General features: G+C 61.6%; 22 protein-coding genes. 17 read left to right on the forward strand and 5 right to left on the reverse strand.

Features of this window, described 5'->3' with window-relative positions; genetic code table 11:
- Positions 1 to 10: 10 nt before the first annotated feature.
- Entirely contained in the window at positions 11 to 1,147 is a 1,137-nt protein-coding gene (locus tag AC1DD3_RS06930) for a glycosyltransferase (RefSeq protein ID WP_476881282.1), read from the forward strand.
- 16 nt (positions 1,148 to 1,163) lie between these two features.
- Here AC1DD3_RS06930 and AC1DD3_RS06935 read toward each other — a convergent pair whose 3' ends face one another.
- A complete protein-coding gene (locus tag AC1DD3_RS06935; protein WP_476881283.1) occupies positions 1,164 to 1,628 on the reverse strand; it encodes an Lrp/AsnC family transcriptional regulator in 465 nt (154 codons plus the stop codon).
- Positions 1,629 to 1,787: 159 nt separating this feature from the next.
- Here AC1DD3_RS06935 and pdhA point away from each other — a divergent pair, with 159 nt between their 5' ends.
- Genes pdhA through AC1DD3_RS06950 form a run of 3 tightly spaced genes read left to right on the forward strand, consistent with a single transcriptional unit; the run spans position 1,788 to position 5,666 of the window.
- Positions 1,788 to 3,050, forward strand: coding sequence for a pyruvate dehydrogenase (acetyl-transferring) E1 component subunit alpha (gene pdhA / locus AC1DD3_RS06940; protein ID WP_476881284.1), 1,263 nt, complete (start codon positions 1,788 to 1,790; stop codon positions 3,048 to 3,050).
- Positions 3,047 to 4,159, forward strand: coding sequence for an alpha-ketoacid dehydrogenase subunit beta (locus AC1DD3_RS06945; RefSeq protein ID WP_476881285.1), 1,113 nt, complete (start codon positions 3,047 to 3,049; stop codon positions 4,157 to 4,159). The genes pdhA and AC1DD3_RS06945 overlap by 4 nt, the downstream gene beginning before the upstream one ends.
- A 4-nt stretch (positions 4,160 to 4,163) precedes the next feature.
- Positions 4,164 to 5,666 carry a dihydrolipoamide acetyltransferase family protein gene (locus AC1DD3_RS06950; protein WP_476881286.1) on the forward strand — a complete coding sequence of 501 codons (1,503 nt, stop codon included), beginning with the start codon at positions 4,164 to 4,166 and terminating at the stop codon, positions 5,664 to 5,666.
- Positions 5,667 to 5,796: 130 nt separating this feature from the next.
- Here AC1DD3_RS06950 and AC1DD3_RS06955 read toward each other — a convergent pair whose 3' ends face one another.
- Positions 5,797 to 6,786, reverse strand: a complete 990-nt coding sequence (locus AC1DD3_RS06955; protein WP_476881287.1) for a glycosyltransferase family 2 protein — start codon at positions 6,784 to 6,786, stop codon at positions 5,797 to 5,799.
- Between the two features lie 282 nt (positions 6,787 to 7,068).
- The gene (locus AC1DD3_RS06960) at positions 7,069 to 7,935 is read right to left on the reverse strand and encodes a nucleotidyltransferase family protein (protein WP_476881354.1); all 867 of its coding nucleotides are present in this window, start codon (positions 7,933 to 7,935) and stop codon (positions 7,069 to 7,071) included.
- A gap of 387 nt (positions 7,936 to 8,322) precedes the next feature.
- Between AC1DD3_RS06960 and AC1DD3_RS06965 the strand changes: the two genes are divergently transcribed.
- The 10 genes from AC1DD3_RS06965 (at position 8,323) to AC1DD3_RS07010 (ending at position 20,138) form a co-directional block, all read left to right on the forward strand.
- Complete coding sequence (locus AC1DD3_RS06965; protein ID WP_476881288.1) at positions 8,323 to 9,591, forward strand: nucleotide sugar dehydrogenase; 1,269 nt, start codon at positions 8,323 to 8,325, stop codon at positions 9,589 to 9,591.
- A gap of 761 nt (positions 9,592 to 10,352) precedes the next feature.
- Positions 10,353 to 11,168, forward strand: coding sequence for an MBL fold metallo-hydrolase (locus AC1DD3_RS06970; RefSeq protein ID WP_476881289.1), 816 nt, complete (start codon positions 10,353 to 10,355; stop codon positions 11,166 to 11,168).
- Between the two features lie 111 nt (positions 11,169 to 11,279).
- Entirely contained in the window at positions 11,280 to 11,588 is a 309-nt protein-coding gene (locus tag AC1DD3_RS06975) for a hypothetical protein (protein WP_476881290.1), read from the forward strand.
- Between the two features lie 49 nt (positions 11,589 to 11,637).
- The gene (locus AC1DD3_RS06980; RefSeq protein ID WP_476881291.1) at positions 11,638 to 11,781 is read left to right on the forward strand and encodes a hypothetical protein; all 144 of its coding nucleotides are present in this window, start codon (positions 11,638 to 11,640) and stop codon (positions 11,779 to 11,781) included.
- Positions 11,782 to 11,960: 179 nt separating this feature from the next.
- Positions 11,961 to 12,095 (forward strand): hypothetical protein, encoded by a 135-nt coding sequence (locus AC1DD3_RS06985; protein WP_476881292.1) that lies wholly within the window; start codon positions 11,961 to 11,963, stop codon positions 12,093 to 12,095.
- 217 nt (positions 12,096 to 12,312) lie between these two features.
- On the forward strand, positions 12,313 to 13,551 hold the full coding sequence (locus AC1DD3_RS06990) for a MinD/ParA family ATP-binding protein (RefSeq protein WP_476881293.1): 1,239 nt from the start codon (positions 12,313 to 12,315) through the stop codon (positions 13,549 to 13,551).
- A 642-nt stretch (positions 13,552 to 14,193) separates the two neighbouring features.
- Positions 14,194 to 15,255 (forward strand): acyltransferase family protein, encoded by a 1,062-nt coding sequence (locus AC1DD3_RS06995; protein WP_476881294.1) that lies wholly within the window; start codon positions 14,194 to 14,196, stop codon positions 15,253 to 15,255.
- Between the two features lie 785 nt (positions 15,256 to 16,040).
- A complete protein-coding gene (locus tag AC1DD3_RS07000; RefSeq protein WP_476881295.1) occupies positions 16,041 to 17,618 on the forward strand; it encodes a CAP domain-containing protein in 1,578 nt (525 codons plus the stop codon).
- Between the two features lie 45 nt (positions 17,619 to 17,663).
- Positions 17,664 to 17,843: a hypothetical protein gene (locus tag AC1DD3_RS07005; RefSeq protein WP_476881296.1), complete on the forward strand. Its 180-nt coding sequence runs from the start codon at positions 17,664 to 17,666 to the stop codon at positions 17,841 to 17,843.
- Between the two features lie 1,194 nt (positions 17,844 to 19,037).
- A complete protein-coding gene (locus tag AC1DD3_RS07010) occupies positions 19,038 to 20,138 on the forward strand; it encodes an acyltransferase family protein (RefSeq protein ID WP_476881297.1) in 1,101 nt (366 codons plus the stop codon).
- A 53-nt stretch (positions 20,139 to 20,191) separates the two neighbouring features.
- Here the strand turns inward: AC1DD3_RS07010 and AC1DD3_RS07015 are convergent, their stop codons facing one another.
- The gene (locus AC1DD3_RS07015) at positions 20,192 to 20,341 is read right to left on the reverse strand and encodes a hypothetical protein (protein ID WP_476881298.1); all 150 of its coding nucleotides are present in this window, start codon (positions 20,339 to 20,341) and stop codon (positions 20,192 to 20,194) included.
- 303 nt (positions 20,342 to 20,644) lie between these two features.
- Here AC1DD3_RS07015 and AC1DD3_RS07020 point away from each other — a divergent pair, with 303 nt between their 5' ends.
- The gene (locus tag AC1DD3_RS07020; RefSeq protein ID WP_476881299.1) at positions 20,645 to 21,769 is read left to right on the forward strand and encodes an EAL domain-containing protein; all 1,125 of its coding nucleotides are present in this window, start codon (positions 20,645 to 20,647) and stop codon (positions 21,767 to 21,769) included.
- Between the two features lie 157 nt (positions 21,770 to 21,926).
- Here AC1DD3_RS07020 and AC1DD3_RS07025 read toward each other — a convergent pair whose 3' ends face one another.
- Complete coding sequence (locus tag AC1DD3_RS07025; protein WP_476881300.1) at positions 21,927 to 22,736, reverse strand: glycoside hydrolase family 25 domain-containing protein; 810 nt, start codon at positions 22,734 to 22,736, stop codon at positions 21,927 to 21,929.
- 346 nt (positions 22,737 to 23,082) lie between these two features.
- Here AC1DD3_RS07025 and AC1DD3_RS07030 point away from each other — a divergent pair, with 346 nt between their 5' ends.
- Entirely contained in the window at positions 23,083 to 23,778 is a 696-nt protein-coding gene (locus tag AC1DD3_RS07030; protein WP_476881301.1) for a SipW-dependent-type signal peptide-containing protein, read from the forward strand.
- 9 nt (positions 23,779 to 23,787) lie between these two features.
- The gene (locus tag AC1DD3_RS07035; RefSeq protein WP_476881302.1) at positions 23,788 to 24,339 is read left to right on the forward strand and encodes a signal peptidase I; all 552 of its coding nucleotides are present in this window, start codon (positions 23,788 to 23,790) and stop codon (positions 24,337 to 24,339) included.

Raw genomic sequence — 24,339 nt, forward strand, 5'->3', positions numbered from 1 at the left:
GGGCATTGCCGTGGTTCGACGCGATCCTGTTGTTGCGATTGCGCACGACTATCTGACACAGAAGGGCGGGGCCGAACGGGTTGTTCTGGCCATGCATCGCGCGTTTCCGGAAGCGAAAATCTACACCACTCTCTATCACCCTGAGGGAACCTTCCCGGAGTTTGCAGCGGCCAATATTGTGACGTCACCGCTTAACAGGATTCCTTTGTTCCGGAGGAATCACCGAGCGGCACTCCCGTTCCTAGCTGCAGCGTCTGGGGCGCTCAAAATTCCTGCGGACATAGTGATTTCCTCGTCGAGCGGCTGGGCTCATGGGTTTGCAACGACCGGCAGCACGTTCGTCTACTGCCACTCGCCAGCGCGTTGGCTGTACCTCACCGACCAGTATATTGGAAGGTCAAAAAAGCACTCTCCAGGGGCGTGGGCTGTCAGGATGCTTGGACCGGCCCTTCGCCGATGGGATCGCCGTGCTGCGGCACGCGCTGACGTGTACGTGGCAAACTCGACAGTTGTCCAGGAACGCATCAAGGATGTCTATGGGATGGACGTAGACATCTTCCACCCGCCCCACAGCGTAGACACGTCCGGCGAGTTGGAAAGCATAAGCGGCTTGGAGGAATTCGTCGGCACCGGAGACCACTTCTTAGTCGTTTCTCGTTTGTTGCCGTATAAGAACGTCGACCAGGCCATAGCGGCCTTCCGTGGCCTCGACCAACGACTGCTAATTGTTGGAGCTGGCCCCTTGTCGGGACAGCTTAGGGCTGCAGCTCCGGCCAACGTTCGATTTGCCTCTGACCTCACCGACGCGCAAATGCGCTGGGTCTACTCATCCGCTAAAGCAGTGATCGCTCCATCACATGAGGACTTCGGCATCACTCCGCTTGAAGGAGGAGCATGGGGCAAGCCCACGATTGCCCTCCGTGCTGGCGGCTACTTGGACACCATCGTTGAGGGCGTCACAGGCCTGTTTATCGATGAGCCTACCGCTGCGTGCATTCGTGAGGCGGTCCGTGAATTCCAGGTGGACGACTGGCATTCGTCAGCGATCAAGCGCCATGTGGAGAACTTCTCCGAAAGCCGGTTTCGCGACCGTCTGCGCGCGGACGTCTGCGAGATGGCCCGGCACAAGGCTGCCGTCAACCACTAGCCCGGCCGTGGCCGGGTCAGCGGGTATCAAGATCTTCAAACACGAGAAACGTTTGCGTATCTAGCACACCCGGCATGGACTGCAGTTGGTCGAAGATCACGCGTCGCAGGTCCACGTTGTCCACGGCCCGCACCAGCAGGATGACGTCGAAGTCCCCGCCCACCAAGGCAATGTGGTGCACCTCGGGGATCGCCCGAAGCAGTTCCCGGAGCTCGCGCCAGGAATGTTGCCGCACCTTCAAAGTCACATAGGCGGATGATTTCAAGCCGGCCTTAATAGGGTCCACCAAGGCCGTGAACTTGGTCAGCACACCCTCGCCCGTGAGCCGGGCAATCCGCGTGTAGGCATGTGCCCGGGAGATGTGGACGTTTTCGGCCACCTGCGTTACGGACATCCGCCCGTCTCTGGTCAGCTCCGCGACGATGTTGCGGTCTACGTCGTCCAGCGGCACCGCAGCCTGCTCCGACTCGACTCCTGCCATTTGTCTACAACCCCTGTCGGTTATCCAGCTCACAGTTACGATTTGTCTTTCAGAATAGGGGAACGGCCCGTACTTCTCCACGATTCGCACCGGGGCTGGATACGAAACATCGCCCGGGACCATACTGAAAGCGAATAGTGGCTACAGAAGGACGGACCAATGACGATCTCCGCAGACCACACTGCGGCCGGTCACACGGCGCAGGGCCGGCAGTCGCCGGACCACATCGAGGGCTCCCGCAGCGGCGGCCCCGTCGCCGAGGCTGTGCGCAAATTCGGCATCACGGTTGAGGACTACATGCTGCCGGCCCGCCACCAGATCCAGATGGTGGACCAGGACGGCAACCTGAATCCCCACTCCGAACAGGGCGCCGAGCCCGGCCACGAGTACCCGCTGCCCGGCGACGCGGAACTCCTTGCTGCCTATGAGCAGCTTGTCGTCGGCCGGCGCGTTAACGACCAGAACTCTGCCTTGGTCCGCCAGGGCCGCATGGCCGTCTACCCGTCCAGCCACGGTCAGGAGGCCTGCCAGGTTGCGGCTGCCCTCTGCCTGTCGGAGGGCGACTGGATGTTCCCTACCTACCGGGACTCCGTGGCCGTTATGACGCGCGGCGTGGATCCGGTGCAGACCATGACCCTCTTCCGCGGCGACTGGCACAGCGGCTATGACCCCGCCAGGCACAAGGTCGGCATCCAGTGCACTCCGCTCACCACCCAGCTGCTCCACGCCGTTGGCGTCGCCCACGCTGCCAAACTTCGCGGCGAAGACACGGTGGTGCTGGCCATGTGCGGTGACGGCGCCACCAGCGAAGGCGATTTCCACGAGGCCCTGAACTTCGCCGCCGTCTTCCACCTGCCCGTCGTCTTCTTTGTGCAGAACAACCAGTACGCCATCTCGGTCCCGCTGGCTCACCAGTCCGTGGCGCCGTCGCTCGCCCACAAGGCCGTGGGCTACGGCATGGCCGGCGAACGCGTGGACGGCAACGACGTTGTCGCGCTGCTCGCTGTGCTGGACCGTGCCGTCAAGCTCGCTCGCGAAGGCTCCGGACCGCTTCTGGTGGAGGCGCATACCTACCGCATGCAGGCCCACACCAACGCGGACGACGCCAGCCGCTACCGTCAGGACAGCGAGGTGGCCCAGTGGGTGGCCCGGGATCCGCTGACGCGGATGCGCACCTACCTTACGGGCAAAGGGCTGCTGGATCACGACGGCGAGTTCCGGATCGCGGAAAAGGCGGAGGCAGTTGCCACGCAGCTGAGGGACGGCCTCAGCGAGGACGTCCCAGTGGACCCGCAGGACCTCTTCAAGTACGTCTTCTCGACGCCGACCCCGCAGCTCAAGGAACAGTCCGCCCTGCTCGCCGACGAACTCGCTCGCGACGCCGGCGCGGGCACGTCAACCGACACGGAGGCCGCAAAATGAGCCCCACCATCACCACATCCTCCGAGGCCAACGGCAATGTCAGCTCCGCTACCGCCCGCGCAGCTGCTTCGGCTGCGGCGACCGCGGAAGCAACCGGACCGCAGCTCGTCACAATGGCTAAAGCACTGAACACCGCGATGGCCGATGCCATGCACGCCGACGAGTCCGTCTTGGTCTTTGGCGAGGACGTCGGCATGCTGGGCGGCGTCTTCCGCATCACCGACGGCCTCACGAAGACATTCGGCGAGCACCGCTGCTTCGACACCCCGCTGGCAGAATCGGGGATCGTGGGCATGGCCGTGGGTATGGCCATCAACGGCATGCGCCCGGTCATTGAAATGCAGTTCGACGCCTTCGCCTACCCGGCGTTCGAACAGATCGTCAGCCACGTTGCGAAGATGCACAACCGCACCAAGGGAGCCCTCACGCTGCCCATGGTCATCCGCGTACCGTACGCCGGCGGCATCGGGGGAGTGGAGCACCACTGCGACTCCTCCGAGTCCTATTACGCCCACACTGCGGGTCTGAAGGTCTTCGCTCCGGCCACGGTGGCCGACGCCTACCGCATGCTGCGTGAAGCCATCGACTCGGACGACCCCGTCATGTTCATGGAGCCCAAGAAGCTCTACTGGTCCAAGGACATGGTGGACCTGGAAGCCCTCCGGGACCAGCACGCCACGAACACTGCGGCCGGGAAGTCCACCGAAGGCCGTGCCGCCGTAGCCCGCCCGGGCACCGACGCCACGCTGATCGCCTACGGCCCGTCCGTACCAACGGCACTCGCCGCGGCGGCCGCGGCGGCGGAGGAAGGACGTTCGCTCGAGGTGATCGATGTCCGTTCAATCGTGCCGTTCGACGACGAGACCGTCTGCGCCTCGGTCCGTAAGACTGGCCGCGCCGTGGTCATCGCTGAAGCTCATGGATTTGCCTCCGTGTCCTCTGAAATCGTGGCCCGGGTCCAGGAGCGCTGCTTCCACTACCTTGCCGCGCCGGTCCGCCGCGTCACGGGCTTCGACGTCCCGTACCCGGCTCCGAAACTCGAGCACTACTACCTGCCCGGCGTGGACCGCATCCTCGACGCCGTAGACGACCTCCAGTGGGAAGACTGATCAGATGAGCGAATCGAAAGTGTTCCTGCTGCCGGACCTCGGCGAAGGCCTCACAGAAGCCGAGCTTGTGAACTGGCTCGTAGCCGTGGGCGACGAAATCCACGTGGACCAGCCCATCGCTGAAGTCGAGACAGCCAAGTCCATGGTCGAAGTCCCGTCCCCGTATGCCGGCACTGTAGCTGTCCTCCACGGCGAACCTGGTCAGACGCTGGACGTGGGCAAGCCCTTGATCTCGGTGACCCCGGTCGGTTCGCCGGTCGAACAGGAGCCGGTGTTTGAGCCTGTCGAAACCAAGGCGCTCCCGGTCGAGCCTGTCGAGACCAATCCCGCCGAAACCAAGGCAGCCGAGACCTATCGCACGGAGGAAAAAGCCGGCTCCGGCAACGTCCTGATCGGCTACGGAACACTAGGCGGCGGTGCTGCCACTCGCCGAACCCGGCCCCGACGCATTCCGCCGGTCGAGACCAAGGGCATCGAACCCAAAACCGCCGAAGCCAAACTGACCACCTCCGCCGACGACCTACTCCTGCGGCGCACTCGTGTACCCGGCAAACTAGGAGCAGTCGTCTCACCCCTCGTCCGCCGCATGGCTAAGGAACACGGCGTGGACCTCGGTTACCTTCAAGGGTCCGGCGACAGCGGTCTGATCATGCGCCGCGATGTCGAGGCTGCGATCACCAAGCCGTTTGTTGGGCCTGTTGAAACCTCGTCCCCACCGTTGGCTGAGCCCGTCGAAACCATGGCCTCGGCAAGTTCGACCGAAGGCGCCATCGACCCCCGCACGGGACTCGGCATCGCAAGCCGCACTCCTGTCCGGGGCGTGCGCAAAGCCGTCGCCACTAACATGTCGCGAAGTCGCTCCGAAATCCCGGAAGCAACGGTGTGGGTGGATGTTGACGCGACCGCACTGGTGGAGCTCCGTGCTGAGCTCAAGAAGACAAACGCTCACACCACGCCGGGAATCTTGGCATTCCTAGCGCGTTTTGTCACAGCCGGGCTAAAAAAGCACCCGGAATTGAATACACGGATCGTCACCACCGAGGACACTGTGGGCGGGGAGAGTCAGGAGATAGTCGCCTTCGAGGGCGTCAACCTCGGGTTTGCCGCCCAAACCGACCGGGGGCTGATGGTTCCGTCGGTCCGCAACGCGGACAAACTCAGCGCCCGGGAGCTGGACGCGGAGATCCGGCGGCTCACCGCCGCCGTACGCGAGGGCAAGGCGACGCCAGCAGAACTGGGCAGCGGCACCTTCACGCTGAACAACTACGGCGTGTTCGGTGTCGACGGTTCGGCGGCGATCATCAATTATCCAGAGGTCGCTATCTTAGGAGTAGGCCGGATCATGGACAAGCCCTGGGTGGTGAACGGCGAACTCGTAGTCCGCAAGGTCACCGAGCTGACGCTCACTTTCGACCACCGCGTCTGCGATGGCGCGACCGCGGGCGGCTTCCTTCGTTACGTCGCGGACGCCATCGAGAGGCCGGGTTCCGTGCTTGCGGACATATGACCGAATTTTGGTTTGCAGACGAGCGCTAAGCATTTCGGGTGCAGGTCCCACTCGGGAGCACACAATTGCTCAGTTTCGCCCGTGCGTGGCCGCCGCGTTGCCGCCCGCCGAGTTCGAGAGCGAGTAGCAGTCATGGTCTGCGGCGCTGTCGACGGGCGAGCTCGCCTGCGACTTCCTCAGCTTTCTGCTCCGTGTAGGACGAAAGATTGGTATCACCATGGGAGCGTCCTGATAGTCCAGCGGCCTCGACTAGCACGGAGACCAGTTTCGCGGCAAGGGGACGAGGGAGGCGACCTACTAGGGCGTCCACCGCTTGCCCGGCGCGGACATATCCTTGACGGGTGCGTATGCAGTATGCGATGCAGCACACCGCTCCGTTCCAGATCCCCCCTTTTATTCCGTTCAGAGTCGGGGGTGTCGCCGGTGCACCTGGATGGACGGAATTGAATAGTCGTTTCGACGCGCCTGAAACGAAGGCACGGGGTATCCGATTCCCCGCACTGGTCGCCGGTCCGCGATGAATAGTCTCCAGGTCGGCGTCGACCAAGATTTTGACTCCCAACTGAGTGATGCGATACCCCAGCTCAGAGTCCTGGCCGTATACAAAGTCGGAGTCGTAGCCGCCTAGACGCTGAAGGACCGACCGGGGAGCAGACACATTTGCGGCCCATCCAATCCAAGCCAACGACGCGGGCCGAGCATAAGCTGCCGCAAGCGAGCGCTGATTTGCGGGGATGCCGTACACCCGCGCATATGCCGAGTCAGGGAAAACATCACGCGTCGGTCCGATTACACCAACGGCTTGTGGACCGTTATGGTGCCGCATGTGCAGGCCCACGAATTGTGGCACGGGCGTCAGGTCGTCGTCGCAGCGAACGACGATTCGCCCCTTCGCTTCCTCAATGCCGGTGTTAAGCGCCTTGACAACACCCGACTGGTTTCCCAAAACAATTGGCCTCAGAGGCAGTCGTCCCCTAAAGGATTCAAGCACCTCCATAGTTGCATCGAAGATACCGTCGACGACGACAATGAGTTCCCACTCGCCGTCGTAGTCCTGGGAAACAAACGCCTCGAGTAGCTCGGGCAGCCGATGGGCGCCACGGTGTGTGGGGACGACCACGGAACAATCAACCAAGTGCTGGCCTTCCTAATATTGGAGCCCAAACGCATTCGCCCGAAGGACCAAACTGCGGGGCCGTCCGGGCCAGAGAGGTCCCGAACTATTGCAATGATAATGTGCCCGCGTTGAATTCCAGCTCAGGTCTCGGGGAGGTCACTGCGGCACATCACGCCAAAACGCAAAATGCCGTCTAACTGTTGGCGGCGAACTCCTGGTCTCAACCGGGTGAGCGAACGGTTTGCCGCCGGAACTCAAACGTGTCCGCTTTAGGCCTACTGGCCTTCAAGAGGATCTGCGACAAAGAGCCGAGAGCAGTTCGCGCGCACGGTCAAAGACTTCTTTCGAAAAGTCTGCTGCAGTCGGTTCGCGCTGTAGCCTCATACGTAAATGGTCGCCATTGGCAGACAAGGCGGAAAACAGGACACCAATGCCACTGCGGCATGAACTGGCCGCTCGAAAACGGGCGAGCAACAACTCCGTACGCGAGCCGCCGCTTGACAAAATGGCCCAAATATCGTGTTGCGGATGGCCCTCAAATTTAGCTAGCGTCCCAGTGGCTGCGGCGAACGCAAGAAGAGCCCCGACACGTTCAGCCTCGCCCCGTAGATCTTCCCACTGCTCCTCGTCAAGGACCGAGCGGATGTGTTGCATATCGGTCTTGCCCCTGAACTGGTCCCGACCGGCGTGTAAGGCAATGACTAGCGCCTGATGCCCACGTGACGGGATCGTGCAGGGTGTGTCTGCGATGAGCCGAATACCTCTGCATTCCCACAAATCCGAAAAAAAGACTTCCGGAGACAGTTGGATACCGGGAAACGACCGATGGACATCTAGATGGCCCCACGAGTCGTGCCATAGGGTCGATGCATGTCGAAATAAGGAACCCGTCTCAAACTCGGTAACGGTCTTCCATCCGCGGGCGTGAAGGGCTGCGATGAACTCGTCGACCGCCTCCGGACGGACCAAGACATCAACGTCCGAGCTTGTCCTACCGGGAGCATATAGCCCGACGTCCACTGCATATCCTTTGATGTGCAATATAGGTATGCCTCGTTGGTTGGCAATTCTCTCAACGAGGGCATGCGCCAAGAGGATGCGCGTTTTGAGGGGTAGACAGACGGATTCCTGCGTGTCGATTCCGGGGAGCATGCTCAAGTCTAAATGTATAGGCGCGCCACGGGCTCCCAAAAGGCTGCCATAGGACAAAGTTTCCACCGGCGGTGCCCTATCTCCCTAGATTCATATCAACATGTGTCTAAACAAGGTCCTTCAATTGAACCCGAGGCCCACATCTCGACACACTTGCCTCTACCCGCGGCGGAACTTCACCAATAATCCATTACGGGCTGTTGGACGCTACACTCTGGAGGGCACTGATCTCGAGACGTCCAATTTGGTATTGCTCTGCAGTTTCTACCCCCTTGTGGCGGCGGACCAGATGCGTCTCGCCTCTCGTGCCAATGTGGACGTGAAGTCGACGGCTTTCGAGCAGGTCTCGAGGACCGGCTTGGTTTGAATCTGCTTTGAAAATCAGGAATGGACAATCGATTGAAAAACCTTGTAGTAATCGGTCAAGGGTATGTCGGGCTGCCGCTCGCCCGAGAAGCTGTCACAGCCGGGCTGGACGTTGTGGGACTCGAAGTTAATCCAAGTGTCGTGGACAAGCTGAACAGCGGAATCTCGCACGTTGATGATGTGACCGATTCCGACATTCAAACGATGAACGATGCTGGCTATAGGGCGACTCATGACGCGTCGGTCATCCGCAATGCGGACGTGGTTGTTATCTGTGTGCCTACTCCTCTTGGCGACGGGGGCAGCCCGGATTTGGCGGCTGTGACTGCGTCGACTGAGGTTATCGCGGCCAATATGTCACCAGATACCCTCGTGATCCTTGAATCGACAACGTACCCGGGAACTACCGACGAATTGTGCCTGCCCATCCTCGAGCGCAGCGGCCGTCAGCTCGATGTCGACTTCTCCCTTGCATTTTCACCCGAGCGGATTGACCCGGGAAATCCGATCTACGGACTCAAGAACACACCGAAGATCGTGGGCGGCGTTTCCACAAAATCCACGGACCTGGCTGTCAGGTTCTACCGTCAGTTCGTCGACACTGTCGTTCCTGTAAAGGGAGCCAAGGAGGCAGAGACGGCAAAACTGCTGGAAAACACCTACCGGCATATCAACATTGCTCTCGTCAATGAGATGTCCAAGTTTTGCCACGAGCTAGACATTGATCTTTGGAACGTGATTGATGCGGCGAAGACGAAGCCCTTTGGATTTCAGGCCTTCTACCCAGGCCCCGGTGTAGGCGGCCACTGCATCCCCATCGATCCGAACTACCTCAGCTTTCAAGTTCGGAAGTCACTGGGCTATCCATTCCGCTTCGTCGAACTAGCGGAGGAAATCAATAACTCGATGCCCCGATATGTTGTGGATCGCATTCAATCCCTTTTGAATAATGTTTCTAAGCCGCTGCGCGGTTCGAGGGTCCTGCTTCTCGGTATTACTTACAAACCAAATATCGCTGATCAACGCGAATCGCCCGCCGTGCCGGTGGCTGAGATCCTGGCCGAACGCGGCGCCATTATCAGCTTCCACGATCCCAAGGTTAAGTCGTGGCGTGCCGCTGATCGGGATTTTACAGTCGTACCGGATCTCTACGCTGCCGCCGCCGAGGTGGACGTCGTGGTCCTGCTCCAGAACCATGCGAGCTATGATGCTGAAGACCTGAGTCAGCATGCGTCGATGTTCTTCGACTTAAGGGGTGCTACAAAGGGCGAAACTGCATTCCGGTTGTGATTTAGGTCGAGAATCCCGGAATTGCGCTGGTAGTCACAGACTCCCGTTGGCGCACATCTCCGGATATCCGCCGATCCACCCCGCGTAACGCCACGTAACGTAGCTTGCTAGAAATGGTGCACAGGTAAAGTCGGCCCATGGGGAGTAGATCATCAAAATTCAGTCGTGGGCGCCGAACCAGAAAGCTAATGCTCATGGCGGGTAACGTCACGTTGGGAATAGGGGTTGCACTAGTCATTGCGATACTAGCCTGGGTGTTTTTGATCCGCTGAACACAGCAAGCTCTGAAACGCGTTGTTTTTCATGCCTCAGGCGCGGATTCGTCTCGGGGCCCGTGGGTCCCATAATGGCGGTCTTTGGTGCGGTGAATTCTTCCATGTGTCCCGGCTCTGGCGAAGATGGTCAGCATTTCGCTAAGGCGGCTAGCTCGGTGGGGATGTTACGGGCACATTAGGGATGCATCGACGGCATGGTCGCCCCGTGGGCGTACAAACGTGGTTTACGCGTCAACAACGGGTGAAAAAACTCTCGCTCGTGCCGATGAGACGGGACATTTCACTCATCGGGCGCATCCCTGGCTGGCCTCCAACAGAGTCACTCGTCAAGACACTTGGGATCCTAGGGCAGCCGGAACCCTAAACCTCCGCAGTCCTGGAACTTGGTGCCTGCTCCGGCCTATCAACGCTCATTGAACAGGCAACAACCATGGGTAGAATCGAGGCCTCAAGACCGCAGATGCTCCCCAGATATACGGAGAAACAATGTCACGATGGCTCGACGTCGGCACGGACAACTACGTGCTCGTAACTGAAGGTTCCCACCTCAATACCGGCCTCATCATAGGGACGGAACGGGCAATGGTCATCGACACGGGATGCGGACCTAGGCAGGGACGGGAAATCCTGGATGCGGTCCGGGAGAGGACCCCGCTGCCCTTGGTCGTAGTTAACACGCACGCGCACTACGACCACTTCTTCGGCAACGCAGTGTTCGCAGAGGAAGGATCCACCGAGTTCTGGGCGCACGAAAACTGCGCCGAGGAAATCCGCGAAAACGGGGATGCACAGCGCGCCGCAGTGACCGGTCTGGAGCCCGAGATGGGTGCCGGCGAAGGCGAGAACGTGGAACTCGTGGTACCCAACGCCATCGTCCGGGACCAGCCGGTCCTGGTGGACCTCGGTGGCCAGACCGTGACGCTCTTCTACCTGGGCCGCGGCCACACCGACGGCGACCTCCTGGTCGGCACGACCTCCACGCTTTACGCCGGCGACCTCGTGGAGCAGGGGTCCCACCCGTCCTTCGAAGACTCCTACCCGGAGGAATGGGCGGATGCCCTGCGTCACCTCTCCGCCCTGCGCCACCGCTACGAGTTCCTGGTCCCAGGCCACGGGGAGCCGTGCAGCGACCGCTTCGTCAAGACGATGGCTGACACCATGACCACCGCGGTCCGGCAGGCCAGGCAGTCCATCCGGGACACACCCAGTGACGCGACGAAGGCCATCCCGGTCCTGCCCTACGGGCCCGAGCAATCCCGCTGGTTCATCAAGCGCCTGCAGGAGACCCGGCCGCAGCACTGAATCCAAGTAGTCCTGCGGTATCACTGAATCCAAGTAGTCCTGCGGTATGCCGTACAAAAACAGGTAGTGACTACTCTGGGGAGGCAGATGGCTCACCCCTAGATTTGGGTCATGAAGACCGGTATCAGCGCAGCTATCCGCCGTTTCATCGAGAAGCACATCGTCGCCGACGACCCCTACCCGGAGCGGTCCTGGCTGGATGCGCAGGACATGCCCCGGGTGGCGCTGGCGGTTCCCGAGACGGTGTCAGGCCTGCCCGTGGCTCCTCTGCTTCCTCTGCCCGGCAGGCACTTCGGGCACCGCCGAGCCCACCCCTTTAACCGGCTTCGCGGCCGACACATGATGCCTGCGCATCACGACGACGGTGAGCTTGCCGACCGTCGCACGGATGAGCTGTTCAGGGGACGCTGGCCGTCATAAAGCACATGACTTGATCCTGCTCCAAGTTTGTGTGTGTAGCATCACCGCCATGGGGAACTATTCAGGTAGTCAAGTCGCCAGGGAGTCGCGCCGGGAACTTCGGCGCCGCAGACTTCGGATCGTGGCCTATGCGGGGCTGGCTGCGCTGGCCGTCGCCACGGCATTGGTGGTGGTGATGGCCCTCCGGCGTTGAGTTGATTGAACCAAGGGGCGGACACGCCGTGCTTTGACAGCATTTGTCGAATGCGTGACGTCTGGATAGTGTCGTGGGAATTCCGAATGGGGGATTTTACCGCTAGATACTGACGACGTGGCCAAGCCTTAAAGCTCCGCATCGCGCCGACAGTGTCGCCGCTTCCTGGAGGTTCAATCGTGGCTCTCACCGACTTTGTGCTTTCGCTGTCCGGCCTGCTGGGCAGCCTGCTCATTCCCTTCGCCGGGCTCTACTGGATGCTCCGCCTCAAGCGCCGCGCCGTCACTCCGGCCGCTGCGGTCCGCGTGAAATAGCCGTGCCCTACGTTGACATTAACCCCCACCGCAACCGCCCCAAATGGTGGAGCTACGCTCTATTGGCTGCGATGTTGGTGGTCACGACAGCAGTGGTAGCCGCTGCGCTCTTCTGGGGCTGAAATCGGCCGAAGTATCCGCAGCGCCTAGAATGGCTGTTTGAACCAATCCAATCGAGAAGCGCAGCTCACCTGCTGTGAGTCCTGGGGGACCAAACATGCCCAAACCAGCGGATAACCAATTGGCTGAAGCAGACACCGGTACGGAGCAGCCCGAGCTCCGGCGCCGCCGCTCCCGCCGTCGCGACGGCGGTTCCTCCGACGACTGGACAGGATCCTTCGACGCCGTGACTCCCGACACCACCACCGCGCCCGCGCTCCCGGTCCGCAGCTCGTCCTGGGCCGAAGCGGCAGCCGTTGCGGACTCCCTCGCCGACACAACCCCTGCTCCGCCAGCCCCGGCCCGCAAACCGGCGGGCGCACCGCCGTCGTACGCTCCGGAACCTGCGCAGAAAACCGAGGCACCGGCGTCGGACGTCACTGCCATGCCGACGTCGTTTGTCCGCGAGCAGAAGCCCCGCCCCAAAGTAGGGTTCCGCGGTTTCCTGTACCGGGTGACCGGCGGCTCCTGGAACATGGGCCCCAGCGCGCAGGAACGCGAGGAGGACGAGCTGGCCCGGCGTATCTCCCGCCAGCTGCAGGGCAGCTTCAACACCGCCGTGCTCAGCCTGAAGGGCGGCATCGGCAAGACCTCCACCACCGTCGGCGTGGGTCTCACCCTCGCCGAATTCCGTGGCGACCCGCCCTGCGCCATCGACGCGAACCCGGACTCCGGAGACCTCGTGGAACGCGCCCTGGGGGAGGGCATCTACCAGCAGGCCACCCCGCGGACCATCACGGACCTGCTCAAGAACATCGACTCGATCGATTCGCTGACCGGACTGTCCCGCTACATGCACCACTCCGGACGGCTGCACCTCATCGCGGGCGAGCAGGACCCCGAGGTCTCCGACTCGCTTACCGCCGAGGAGTACCTGCGGATCCGCAAGCTGATCTCCAGCTACTACTCTGTGGCGCTGACCGACTGCGGCACCGGCGTCACGCACAACGCGATGAAGGGGATCCTGCAGTCGGCGGACAACCTGATCATTGCCGCCGGTTACGCGGTGAGCGGCGCCAAGCGCGCCCGCAGCACGCTGCAGTGGCTGGCCAGCCACGGCTACGAGGACCTGGCCCGCAACGCGATCGTGGTGATAACGGACAAGGACGAGGTATCCACACGCGTGGACAAGGACGCGATCGAGGAGCACCTCGCCGGCATGTGCCGCCAGCTCATCGCCGTGCCGCACGACAGGGGAGTGGCCGACGGTGACCTGGTGACACTGGACCATCTGAAGCCAGAGACACGCCGGGCCTACAAGGAGATTGCTGCGGCGATTGTGGACGGGTACCGGTAGGTTCTTCATATGCATGGGTGGCAGGCTTGAACGCCTTCTAGTTGTCCGGAGCCAGTAGTCCCCCGGTCCGGCATAACTACGAGCCTATGTCGCTGTGGCGGCTCAAACTTCAACCTCTCCTGTTCGCAAGGCATTGTGCCGGTCTCATGGAGCACTTGCCCCCAACAGGCGGGACCCGCACACAGGATCTTGAGCTAATCTTGATCGAACTTAAGGGGCGGGTTCACACTGCATGTGTATCGTCTGCAGCATGGGGAACGATCTAGATAGCTTTCAGCGAGACATCAGAGCGGCCAAGCGCCGTAGGGTCGCCGGCAACGTTGGACTAGCAATGCTGGGGGTAGCTGCGGCCGTAGCCCTGCTCTGGACCTTCGTGCTCGGTTCGCCCCTGTAACCGGACTAATGCCGCCGTGGGTAGCTGTTCTTTCTAGGATTTTCTCAAGGATCAGCGCGTAGCTTGTGCCGTATGGGGAATAAGTTGGACAGCTATCAATTACAAGCAGAGCGACTAAGCGCCCGCGGAATGCCGGGAACATAGGGCTGGGCGCGCTCACGATGGCTACGGCAGCCATCATAAATTGGGTCTGCTTGCTCGGCTCGCCCGTGTAGCACGTGTTCTTAGGGACCCTCTATGCTTGGGGAATGTCTCTGGGGGAAAACACACTCGCATCTGTTTTGGACCGCAAGCGGAACGGGCTCAATGCAATTCGGCTAGTTCTGGCACTTGGCGTTATCGTCTGGCATTCATTCCCCCTTACAGGTCGAACCATCGAATGGAGCCCAGCCAGGCACTTCATGGAGCTCGCGTTTGTCGACGGGTTCTTCGCTATCTCAGGTTTCCTGATCGTCGGCAGCTGGGTGAACAACCCCAGCGTCTTCCGCTTCTTAAGTGCACGGACGCTTCGCATATTTCCGGCCTTCTGGGTTTGCCTGCTGGTGACCGCAGGTGTTCTGGCCCCACTGGGTATCGTCTTGTCCGGCTCAGGGGCGCCGCTGTGGGCAGCAGAGTCTGTCTCGTACGTCATCAAAAACTCCCTGCTATGGATCTTCCAGGGGGACATAGCTGGCGTAACCTCGGGAAACCCATTCCCGAACTCCTTGAATGGCTCGCTGTGGACGCTGCCATGGGAGTTCCTCTGCTATCTGTCCGTCTTGGCGCTTGGTTTGGTGGGGCTACTTAAGTTCAAGGTAACGATTCCCTTATGCTTTGCCACAGCGTGGGTCGTTCTCTTGGCCACGGACCTAGGCGTCTTCGATACGAATTTCATCCACTACGCGGCACGGCTGGGCATAGCCTTTACCTCGGGTGCCTTGGTCTACGTTTTCGCTGATCGGCTGCCAGTCTCTAGACGGAACGTCTGCATCGCTGCTGCGGTGGTAGTCGTCTGCATGGCACTGCCCGAGTACATCCTGTTCGGTGGCCCTTTTCTTGCCTACGCTGTTATAGCGTCCGGTGCGTTGATCAAGGATGAACGGATTGTTCTCGGGAACGATTTGTCGTATGGAACGTACATATACGCGTTTCCGGTGCAGCAGTTGCTGGTACTGGGTGGGCTTGCAACGCTACCGGCAGTAGTCTTCGCGGCGGTTTCGGTCGCACTCACGCTTCCGTTGGCGGCGTTGAGCTGGTTCTTGGTTGAGAAGCCAGCTCAACGCCTCAAGCCTGGACGAAAACGGCGTGCAGTTGTTCTGGCTAGGCCGTGATACTCGCTGTCCAGGTCCGAACCGGACCGACGTTGCCGCATAGCCAGTGGTGATTGAGGGCCGTCATCGGCCGCTATACCGACCGTCCATTTGCCGCGGTTGGTTTCCTTATTTCGACCGTAGCGGCGGTGTCCACAGTGCCGCTCAGCGGATGCCGAACGCACAGGCCCCGGATCCGACTGTTGGTGATGGTGCCGAACGGCCGTGGTTGGGCCCTTATCATCGCCGGAGGCCACACGTTGAGCGGCGCCGAGGGCCTGCAGCACTCTGCAGTGGCTGGCCGGCCAAGGCTCCCAGGATCTGCCCCGCACTGCGTAGTGGTGATCACGGACAAGGACGAGGTGTCTCGAGGAGCACCTCGGCGGGATGTGCCGCCAGCTCATCGCAGTGCCGCACGACAGGGAGTGGCCGCCGGTGACCTGGTGACCCTGGATGTGCTGAAGCCGGAGACGCGGCGCGCTTACAAGGAGATTGCTGCGGCAATTGTGGACGGGTACCGGTAGTAAAGGAACAATTTGGCGTCGAACACCGACCAGTCATCCTTTACCATCTAAAGGGTGCCGTTGAAAGTCTGGCACCACGTCTGCTGAACCTCGATGACAGCGGACCCAATTCTCTCCGGGGGGACAGAATGAGCAAATCGGTTACAGCCAGGACTCTGGCGGCGCTTGTTATCTCAATGTGGATGGTCTCAGGCTTGATTGTTCCTGCACACTCAGCAGAGACGACCAATCCAATCAATACGCAATCCCGCGACGCAGTCGTCAATGCCTACAAAACGATGTATGCGCCGGCAACGACTGTCAAGGCCAACTGGACGGGCGCCGTCGCAGGGTGCAAAGCCCGGGACGCAATCTGCCGATTCCCTAGCCAAGGGCACATCGGCGATCAATTTCTTTCGTGGACTGGCTGGCCTGGACAGTATTGCGCTGTCCTCCGGCCAGAACTCAACGGCGCAGGCGACGGCTCTGATGATGGAGGCTAACCGAACCCTCAGTCACAATCCGACGAACGGATGGCCCTGCTACACCGAGCTGGGCAGAGTCGGTGCAGCATCATCCAATTTGTACTACTCCGATCCGCAAATTGAAACTGTTTCCGAACCGGTTTTGGCTTACATGACGGAAAAAACCTCCGGTAGCACTGAAGTGGGCCACCGTCGATGGCTGCTCAACCCAGAAACTACCACGATGGGATTTGGAACCACGAAAATGGCAAATGCCATCCACGTTATCGGTGGAGGTACAAGTTCGACCCGAGCCAATCCGGATCTCATTGCCTTTCCCAATGCGGGTTATTTCCCGCACCAGCTGGAACCATCCGGGTTGTGGTCTCTGTCCTCCGACCGCGGGATTGACTTCACGAATGCGACGGTCAAAGTCACAGATGCAAGTGGCGCAGACATGGCAGCCGTTGTGAAGCCTTCGTCATCTGGCTACGGTCCCAACAGCGTGGTATTCGCCGTACCTGGCCTGAAGTTCTCCCAAAGCGGAGGCGAATTCAATTACACAGTCAAGGTTGCTGGCATGGTCAAGGCAGGACAACTGCTGGATCACTCCTACACTGTCAGGTTCGTTGACGGTCTAGTGAGTGGACCAAGCACGCCCGATCCAACGCCCCCCGCACCTCCGGCAAGCCCTTCAATCAAGTCGCCCGGCAGTGTGGTATGCATTGACGCAGCCGGCAATCTCTGGAATTACGGGACGATGAAGTCCGCCCGCGTGAAGATTGGTACGGGGTGGGGAAACTTCGACGATATCCACGTGATCGACTGGAACAGAGATGGCTACTTCGACGTCGTGGGCAAGACCCGCGCTGGTCAGCTGTATCTGTATAAGGGTGTTCGCACGGGAGGCTTTTCCAGGGAATTGATAGGTGCTGGCGGTTGGCAGAACTTCACTGTTGACATTGGCGTCTGGAAGAACACCGACAAATACCCGTCCATCATTGCCAAACACAAGACGACCGGCCAGCTTTACCGCTATGCAAACACGTCCGTTGGCGCCCCGACTGCTGGGGTCCAGATCGGCAGTGGCTGGCAGCAACTTGAAATCAACCTGCTTGATTGGAATCGTGACGGCAACATGGACGTGGTGGGAAGGCACGCCGGTGGCCAGCTACTTCTCTACCGCACGAACGGCAACGGCTCGTTCCTGAATGAAAAGCGAGCCACCATAGGAAGCGGATGGCAGAATTTCACATCGGTTACTGTGGCGCGCGAATTCAATGGTCTAGGAACACGCGGACTTCTGGCCAGGTCAAAGGCAGGGGCATTGCTCTACTATCAGGCCAACAATTCCGCATGGGCCGCGCCGCGGACTATCGGCAGCGGTTGGAACTCTTATGTGATCGCGAACCACTGAGATTAGCCGCAACTGGAGCCCCCGGCGGTACGCATCCGGGGCTTCATGGCTTATGGAAGAGAGCAGTGCCCGAGATGCCGTGGCCCGCCAGCCCTGGCTACGAGCCTTGGCCCGAACGCGATCGTGGTGATCACGGACAAGGGCGCGGTGTCCACCCGGGTGGAAAAGAACGCCATCGAGGAGCACCTCGCCGGAATGTGCCGCCAACATCGCCGTGCCGCATGACAGGGGAGTGGCCGACGGGACCTTTTGACGCTGGAGGTGCGGAAGCTGGAAACGCGGCGGGCGTACAAGGAGATTGCCGTTGATCCGATTACGAACCCCTACTCTTTGCGTCCTCCAGGTCCTGCCAGCCCTGAAGGAATTGCTCGAGGCCCGGGTTAGCGGCAGGCAGTCCTTGGCCACCTCTCCGGCGGACCGGGCTGCGGCCTCGAAATCTCCACTGCATAAATTCTCTTCCAGGGCGCGGCAGGCCCTTTCCATCGCTACGCCGCCCACCATGTTGGCCCGGACTATAAGGCTCAGCACCGCAGCGAGCCGAAGCAGCCGGGAGGCGGAGAACACGGCTCCGCTGCCTTGAAGTGCCATTGTCTTTCCGTTCAATGTGTCTTGTAGCTTCGGGTCCCTTAAACGGGGTGAGTGCGGCCGGCCTGCGAGGTCAGCTTCCTGTGACGGTGGCCGCGCGGACCTGGGCCCGGCTGACCGTCAAGCCGATGGTCAGCGTGGTGTTCTTAGGGGCTGAACTGGAGAGGCGAGCCCGATGGCGTATGGTCCCGCCGGGAAGTGACGGCACGATGGTAGAGCTCGCAGAGGCGCTGGTAGTCACCACGGTGAGCGTCCCGGGGCACGAGTCGGCCAACTCATCCCACTGGTTGGTGTACGCGTCAATACTAAGAGCCCCGGAGTTAGACGCAGCCACGCGAACGTGGCTGAACTAATGACCAGCGCTCCTGTGTTTATGTTTTGCGAAAGTGAAGAACTGGGCCGGTTCTTCAGCCCGTTACCGTGGCCCGTTGCTCCACCGTCCGCATACGTCAAGACCAGTGGGGCCAAGGTATACGGTGACGCGGCGTTTGTGGTCGCCACGGCCCCCAGCTGGTGCTGCTGACGGTTCTGGTGGGCGACGCCGCCTATGCGGCGTCCGCTGCATCTGCCGGTGCAAGTGAGGTGCACAGCAGCAGGGCGGTGACCGCCGCAGCGGCCCCCACTCTGCCGTCAGGAGTGGGCACGCTCACTGCACTCAGCTTCCGGCGGTGGGGGCAGTGCCCTGGGTTTCGCCGAAGGTCCAGGTCAGTGCGGAGGACAGGCCCTGGACCGTGCCGGCCGGGCGGACACCGTTCACCGTTGGACGCGTACCGGTAGGTGAAATCCACTGACATTGTATGATGGGCGTTCGTCGCCGCCTCACGTGGAGCAAGCATGATCGATACGCGCACTCGGCTGGATTCGCTGACAGGATTGCGGTTTCTGGCCGCCATGCTGGTGGTCTTGTATCACGCGTCTGTGACGCTGGTGCCGGAGATGTTCCCGCTCGTGTCCATGGGACAGACCGGCGTCACTTTCTTTTTCGTACTCTCCGGATTCGTGCTCGCCTGGTCCATGAAGTCAACCACTCCCAAAGGGCAGTTCTACTGGCGCCGGTTCGCCAGGGTCTGGCCGCTGCATGCGCTCACCACGGCTGCTGCGTTCGTGCTGATCCTGGCCACCCAGCGGGAGCCGTCCGTTCCCCAGCTCATCGCCTCGGTTCTCCTCGTGCAGTCCTGGCACGCGGATCAGAGCTGGGTCTATGCCTACAACGGGGTGTCGTGGTCGCTTTCCTGCGAAGCGTTCTTCTATGCGGTTTTCCCGTTCCTGGCCGTATGGCTTTCGCGTTTGCGGGCGAAACGACTCCTTCCTATTGGCGTGCTAGTTTTCGCTGCCGCGGCTCTCTTGTCGGCACTGCTCGGGTTGGTCCCGGGCTTCGATTGGGGAGCCCTGCTATACACATACCCGGCGTACCGGGTGTCAGAGTTCGTCGTGGGTGTCTGCCTGGCCATCGCGTTCAGGAAAGGCTGGAAGCCCAAGTTGGGTGTGGGCGTCGGAGCAGCCGCAGCCGTCGGTTCTGTCCTCCTGCTCGAAGTCGTCGCCGCCAACGTCCCGTGGCACATCACCCCGGCGCTGGCGAGCACGCTCTGCATCCCCGGCTTCGCCCTCCTGATCTCGGCCTTCGCCAACCGCGACTGCGCCGGTGGCCGCCCCACCTTCATCAGTTCTCCCGCGATGGTGAGGCTGGGCGAATGGTCATTCGCCCTGTACCTGGTTCACGAGCTCGTTCTGCGGACAGCCCTGGAACTCGGCCCGGTGACCCTTGCTCAACGCGCCGTTTTTGCCGCCGTCGGCATTGCAGTAGCGATCCCGATTTCCGCGGCCCTCTTCACGCTGTTTGAACGCCCCGTGGAGGCGCGGTTGAGGAGCATGTTCGTCCGTAGTGGTCCCGTGGCGGACAGCCGTGAGCCCGAGGAAAGTCTCGCCGCGAAGTAGCGCAGACAGGGCCTGCTTCGGGACTACCGTTGCGGGCCTTCGGCGTTCGTGCCTTATGCGACAGGGGCGTTGCGGTGGCTGATCGAAACGCAGCCGTCCCCCTCGCCGTCATCAATGGAAATGTATGCGGTGAAGTCCGCCAGTGACATAAAGCAGTAAAAGTCACCGTAGCGGTAGTTGGATTTTTCTGCCCTCGTTGCCATTTTGACTGCCTTCACTTTCACTGTCGATTGGTGTGTCGGTGTTTGCTGAGTCAAGGATGCGCGGCTTTGATCAAGAGTCGCGACGGATGACTGCACAGTTTCCGCAGGACTCCGGCAAGCTCTGCGCACGATATAGCCCCGGGCCATTACCGAGCACGTTACCGGGAATGTAATTTAGTCGGAACGGCCACGATGCGGACTTCGCGTTGTAGTCTTTTCGCAGGTCAGAGCCCTATACAGCAAAGAAAGGTGTTCTTGGCCAGCACCGGGCTCAGCCGGTGCGCCGACATAAAGGAATAGCCGATGTCCAAGGACGAGTCCTCTCTTCCGGCAGTCACCGGCGCAGAACAAAGTTCGGAGCCGGGGGGCACGGACTCACCGCCACAGGACGTGGACGGGATGACGCTGCGCCGCCAAGTGCTGGAGCTTATCAACGACGTCCTGACGGATACGGCGCCGGAAGGGGAGTGGGCCAGGACGCAGCTGCGGGATCTGTTGGCTGCGAACCCGGACGAGCCCGAGCGCGCGCTGCTGCAGCACCTCATCACGGTCACGACCGCGGATCACACAGATCCCCCAGCTGAGAGCCCAACACCCCACCAGCGGCTGGAACCGGGTCAGCACGGGTCGGTGCCCCGGGTCGTGCCCGGGCCCCTCGACCGGAGGGGCAGAAAACGAATCAGGGCCGTCTTGGGGAACAGGATGCTGCTGACTGCTTTCCAACCCATCCGGGAATTGCCGGCAGGAAACGTGGCCGGCTTCGAGGCGCTGGCACGCTTCGTCAGCCGTGACGGGGCCAGCGCCGACACCTGGTTCCGGGAAGCCGCCGCCCTCGGGTTGGGCCCGGACCTGGAAATCGCCGCCCTGCATTGTGCCCTGTCGGCTGCGCGGGAGATTCCCGCTCACCTGTTCGTTGCCTTCAACCTCAGCCCGGCATCCTGCACGGACCCGCGGGTCCTGGCGCTGCTGGAGAGCGGAGATGTGGCCCTGGACAGAGTCGTCATCGATTTGGTGGGTCAGCTTGCGAGCCAGGAGCTGGATGATCTGATGCGTGTGTTGGGCAGGCTGCGGCAGCTGGGTGTTCGCATTGCGGTTGACGGCTCCGGCCCCGATGCTGCCTCCCCGGACCAAATCCTGCAGCTGGTCCCCGACATCATCAAACTCGACCGCAGCTTTATTGAAGGAATTATTCATCCCAACCTGGCACAGTCCCTGGGGGCGGACATGGTCGAGCTCGCGAAGCAAACAGGAGCAGTGCTGTCCGCCAAAGCCATCGAAAGCCAGGAGGAACTTGCCGCGGTCACGAGGGCCGGTATGACCGCCGCGCAAGGCTACTTACTGGGACGGCCTTCCGTGCACCCCCTGGATTGGTCCGCCTGGATCATCGAGGCAGCAACCGCCGACGCCGCCGCTGCCGAAGAAGGGTAACCCGCGCCAGGTTCAGGTGTGTTCCTGACTGGGTGAGCGGGGCGGAGTCAAACAGAGTTGACACTTCAGCACGGCCAGCAGCCCGGCCTCCGGCGCCTTACTGCGGAAGGCCGGCTGCCGCCGTCGGACTCCCAAGGCGGGCGGCCGCCGTTACCATCTAGATGCAGGAGTGGTCGTAGTCGAATCCGCCTGAGACGTACTGGGTGAGCGTGACCTTGCCGCCGGCGGTCAGCGGGGCGTCGGCGCACTTGCGCTTGGCCACGGCGAGGGAGTTGGCGCCGGCGAGCCAGCTGGGCAGTCTGTAGAGGTTGCTGGACGACGGCACCGTACCGGCAATTTGTCGCCACTGCGTAGGGGTGGAGTAGATGCCTGTCCGCGCTCCGATGCTGGCGTAATAGGCGGTCATGCCCTCCAGATCGGCACGGTTCGCCGTGGCGTCCGCTGACCAGCTGTTCCCGGTCTCCACGTCAAGCCACCACATGTAGGAAGACGGGTTGCTGACTCCCCGGATGTTCGCATTGTCGTAGGCCTTGGCGTATCCGTACATGTAGGAGCAGGCAGCTCCGTAGGAGCCCTGGGTGCATTGGCCGTAGGGGTTACTCACGGTGGTGCCGCCGTAGGTGTTGCTGGTGGGCCACCATGACCCCGCTGCACCGGGATTTGCGGTGTTGGCGTACAGGGCCACCAACGGCTGGCCGGTTCCGCCCGCCGATGTGCCCGCCCACGTCAGCTGCGTGCTGAGGCACGGGTTCGTGGTGTTGGCCAGGCCGTTGTTCACGCCGACGATGCCGAAGGTCTGGCCTTTCGGCAAGGCTTTGCCGCACTGGGGCCACGACACGTCGTTGCCGGGCCCGGGAGCTGCGGCCGCCTGGGCGGGTAGGGCAGCAAACGTAAGAAGGGCTGCTGCGGCGGCAGCCAGGACCAATCGGAAGCGGCGTGTGGGGGCAGCTGGGCTTTGAGGTGACATCGTCGTCCTTACGGTCGTGACTCGGCAAAACAGAAACCCAGCATGAGCGGCACCGACGTTCAAGGTCAAGGATGTGACGGCCGCCGAGCGGAACGCTACTCTTCCGGCCGATTCGGTCCTGAACAGCGGGTCCCTTCGTTATCCCCGTAATTCCTGCGCAAATCCTTCGCCTACGTTGATCAAAAGCGCCTCAAGTCGCAAATAGGAAGTAATAGGCTAATTACAGTTTCTGCACTGGAAATTCAAAGTCGTCTATCCGCTGCCCTGCGTGGGCGGACCTGCCTGAGCGCGGTGTCCCACGCACCGCGCGCTGGCGCCCGGGCAGCGGACTGTCCTTGGGGGATAAATGTCTGCTCGCAATACCTCTGTCAAAAAATCAGCCCAGCGTCCCGGGAAGGTCCGCGCCGTTTTGGCGGCAGGCCTGGTTCTGGGAGTTGGCGCCGCCTTCACGCTCGCTGCGTGGACGGACAACGAATGGGTGTTCGGCGGCGCCGGGCCTACGAACAACCCGGGTACCAAAACCTACGCCATGGAACAGAACACCGTGGCCCCGTTCGCTGACGGCTCCTGGACTGACCAGCCGAACGCGAACGGCGGCCGGCTGGATTTCACCATGGAGGCAGCTGACCTGCTGCCGGGGGAAACGGTCTACGCACCCTTCCAACTCCGTGCCAAGGCCGGGTCGGAAGGTCTTGACGTGTCGCTGGCCGAGGCAGGGCAGGCCACGAATCCTGCCGTCGGCAATGCCAATAGCACGGACCTCTACGCCGCCATGCGCTACCAGGCCTGGGTCGGTCTGGACGCCGCGGACTGCAGTGCTTTGGGAGACAAAACCGCGGGAACGGTTCTGGTCCCGGCAGGGTCCGAGCTGGATACCCTCGGCCTGAACGAATTCTCGCTCGCCGCCGGCGCATCGGGCGCAGCCGGTGCCCCGGTGAACATCTGCTTCGCCATGACCCTGCCGGCCACCACCGTCGACGTCTCGCTGCAGGGTAAGAACGTGGTTCCACTCTGGCGCTTCACCAGCATCAACGGGTCCTAGCGCGTTCCGGTGAACCGCTTCTTCGGCAGGGTGTCCTCCTGGGGACTGACGCTGCTGGCGGTGCTGGGTGCCGGTTGCATCGCCAGCATCGCTGCCGCGGCGATCTTCAGCGTCACCTTCGTGGTTTTCCGTACCGGTTCGATGGAACCTGTGTATCCCGTTGGTGCGATGGCAGCGGTGCAGGAGGTCCCGGCGTCGTCCTTAAAGCCTGGGGACGTCGCAACCGTGCAGCGGACGGCGGGCTCCATGCCGGTCACGCACCGCGTCGTGTCGGTGACGCCTGACCCGGCGTCGAAAGACGGCGCAGTCCTGATCCTGAAGGGCGACGCCAACAGCTCCGAGGACCCGGTGGAATACCGGGTCCAGTCAGCACGGAGGGTGCTCTTTTCCCTTCCGTCGGTCGGTTCCTGGGTCATGGGACTGCGCTCACCCTGGGCCATCGGGGCCAGCACAGTGCTGCTGGCCGCGCTGGTGGGCTGGGTTTTTTGGCCGCGGCAGGAGGCCGCGGACTACGACGTCGATCCGCCCCTTGAGAGTCAAGCGGCACCACGGGAAGGGTGA

The sequence above is a fragment of the Arthrobacter sp. 05T444 genome, assembly GCF_056395905.1.

Excerpts from the sequence above, each read along its gene's own strand:
- AC1DD3_RS06935 (WP_476881283.1), bottom strand. The coding sequence starts at position 1,628 with ATGGCAGGAGTCGAGTCGGAGCAGGCTGCGGTGCCGCTGGACGACGTA.
- pdhA (WP_476881284.1), top strand. The coding sequence starts at position 1,788 with ATGACGATCTCCGCAGACCACACTGCGGCCGGTCACACGGCGCAGGGC.
- AC1DD3_RS06945 (WP_476881285.1), top strand. The coding sequence starts at position 3,047 with ATGAGCCCCACCATCACCACATCCTCCGAGGCCAACGGCAATGTCAGC.
- AC1DD3_RS06950 (WP_476881286.1), top strand. The coding sequence starts at position 4,164 with ATGAGCGAATCGAAAGTGTTCCTGCTGCCGGACCTCGGCGAAGGCCTC.
- AC1DD3_RS06960 (WP_476881354.1), bottom strand. The coding sequence starts at position 7,935 with ATGCTCCCCGGAATCGACACGCAGGAATCCGTCTGTCTACCCCTCAAA.
- AC1DD3_RS06965 (WP_476881288.1), top strand. The coding sequence starts at position 8,323 with ATGGACAATCGATTGAAAAACCTTGTAGTAATCGGTCAAGGGTATGTC.
- AC1DD3_RS06970 (WP_476881289.1), top strand. The coding sequence starts at position 10,353 with ATGTCACGATGGCTCGACGTCGGCACGGACAACTACGTGCTCGTAACT.
- AC1DD3_RS06975 (WP_476881290.1), top strand. The coding sequence starts at position 11,280 with ATGAAGACCGGTATCAGCGCAGCTATCCGCCGTTTCATCGAGAAGCAC.
- AC1DD3_RS06980 (WP_476881291.1), top strand. The coding sequence starts at position 11,638 with ATGGGGAACTATTCAGGTAGTCAAGTCGCCAGGGAGTCGCGCCGGGAA.
- AC1DD3_RS06990 (WP_476881293.1), top strand. The coding sequence starts at position 12,313 with ATGCCCAAACCAGCGGATAACCAATTGGCTGAAGCAGACACCGGTACG.
- AC1DD3_RS06995 (WP_476881294.1), top strand. The coding sequence starts at position 14,194 with ATGTCTCTGGGGGAAAACACACTCGCATCTGTTTTGGACCGCAAGCGG.
- AC1DD3_RS07000 (WP_476881295.1), top strand. The coding sequence starts at position 16,041 with ATGCGCCGGCAACGACTGTCAAGGCCAACTGGACGGGCGCCGTCGCAG.
- AC1DD3_RS07005 (WP_476881296.1), top strand. The coding sequence starts at position 17,664 with ATGGCTTATGGAAGAGAGCAGTGCCCGAGATGCCGTGGCCCGCCAGCC.
- AC1DD3_RS07010 (WP_476881297.1), top strand. The coding sequence starts at position 19,038 with ATGATCGATACGCGCACTCGGCTGGATTCGCTGACAGGATTGCGGTTT.
- AC1DD3_RS07015 (WP_476881298.1), bottom strand. The coding sequence starts at position 20,341 with ATGGCAACGAGGGCAGAAAAATCCAACTACCGCTACGGTGACTTTTAC.
- AC1DD3_RS07020 (WP_476881299.1), top strand. The coding sequence starts at position 20,645 with ATGTCCAAGGACGAGTCCTCTCTTCCGGCAGTCACCGGCGCAGAACAA.
- AC1DD3_RS07025 (WP_476881300.1), bottom strand. The coding sequence starts at position 22,736 with ATGTCACCTCAAAGCCCAGCTGCCCCCACACGCCGCTTCCGATTGGTC.
- AC1DD3_RS07030 (WP_476881301.1), top strand. The coding sequence starts at position 23,083 with ATGTCTGCTCGCAATACCTCTGTCAAAAAATCAGCCCAGCGTCCCGGG.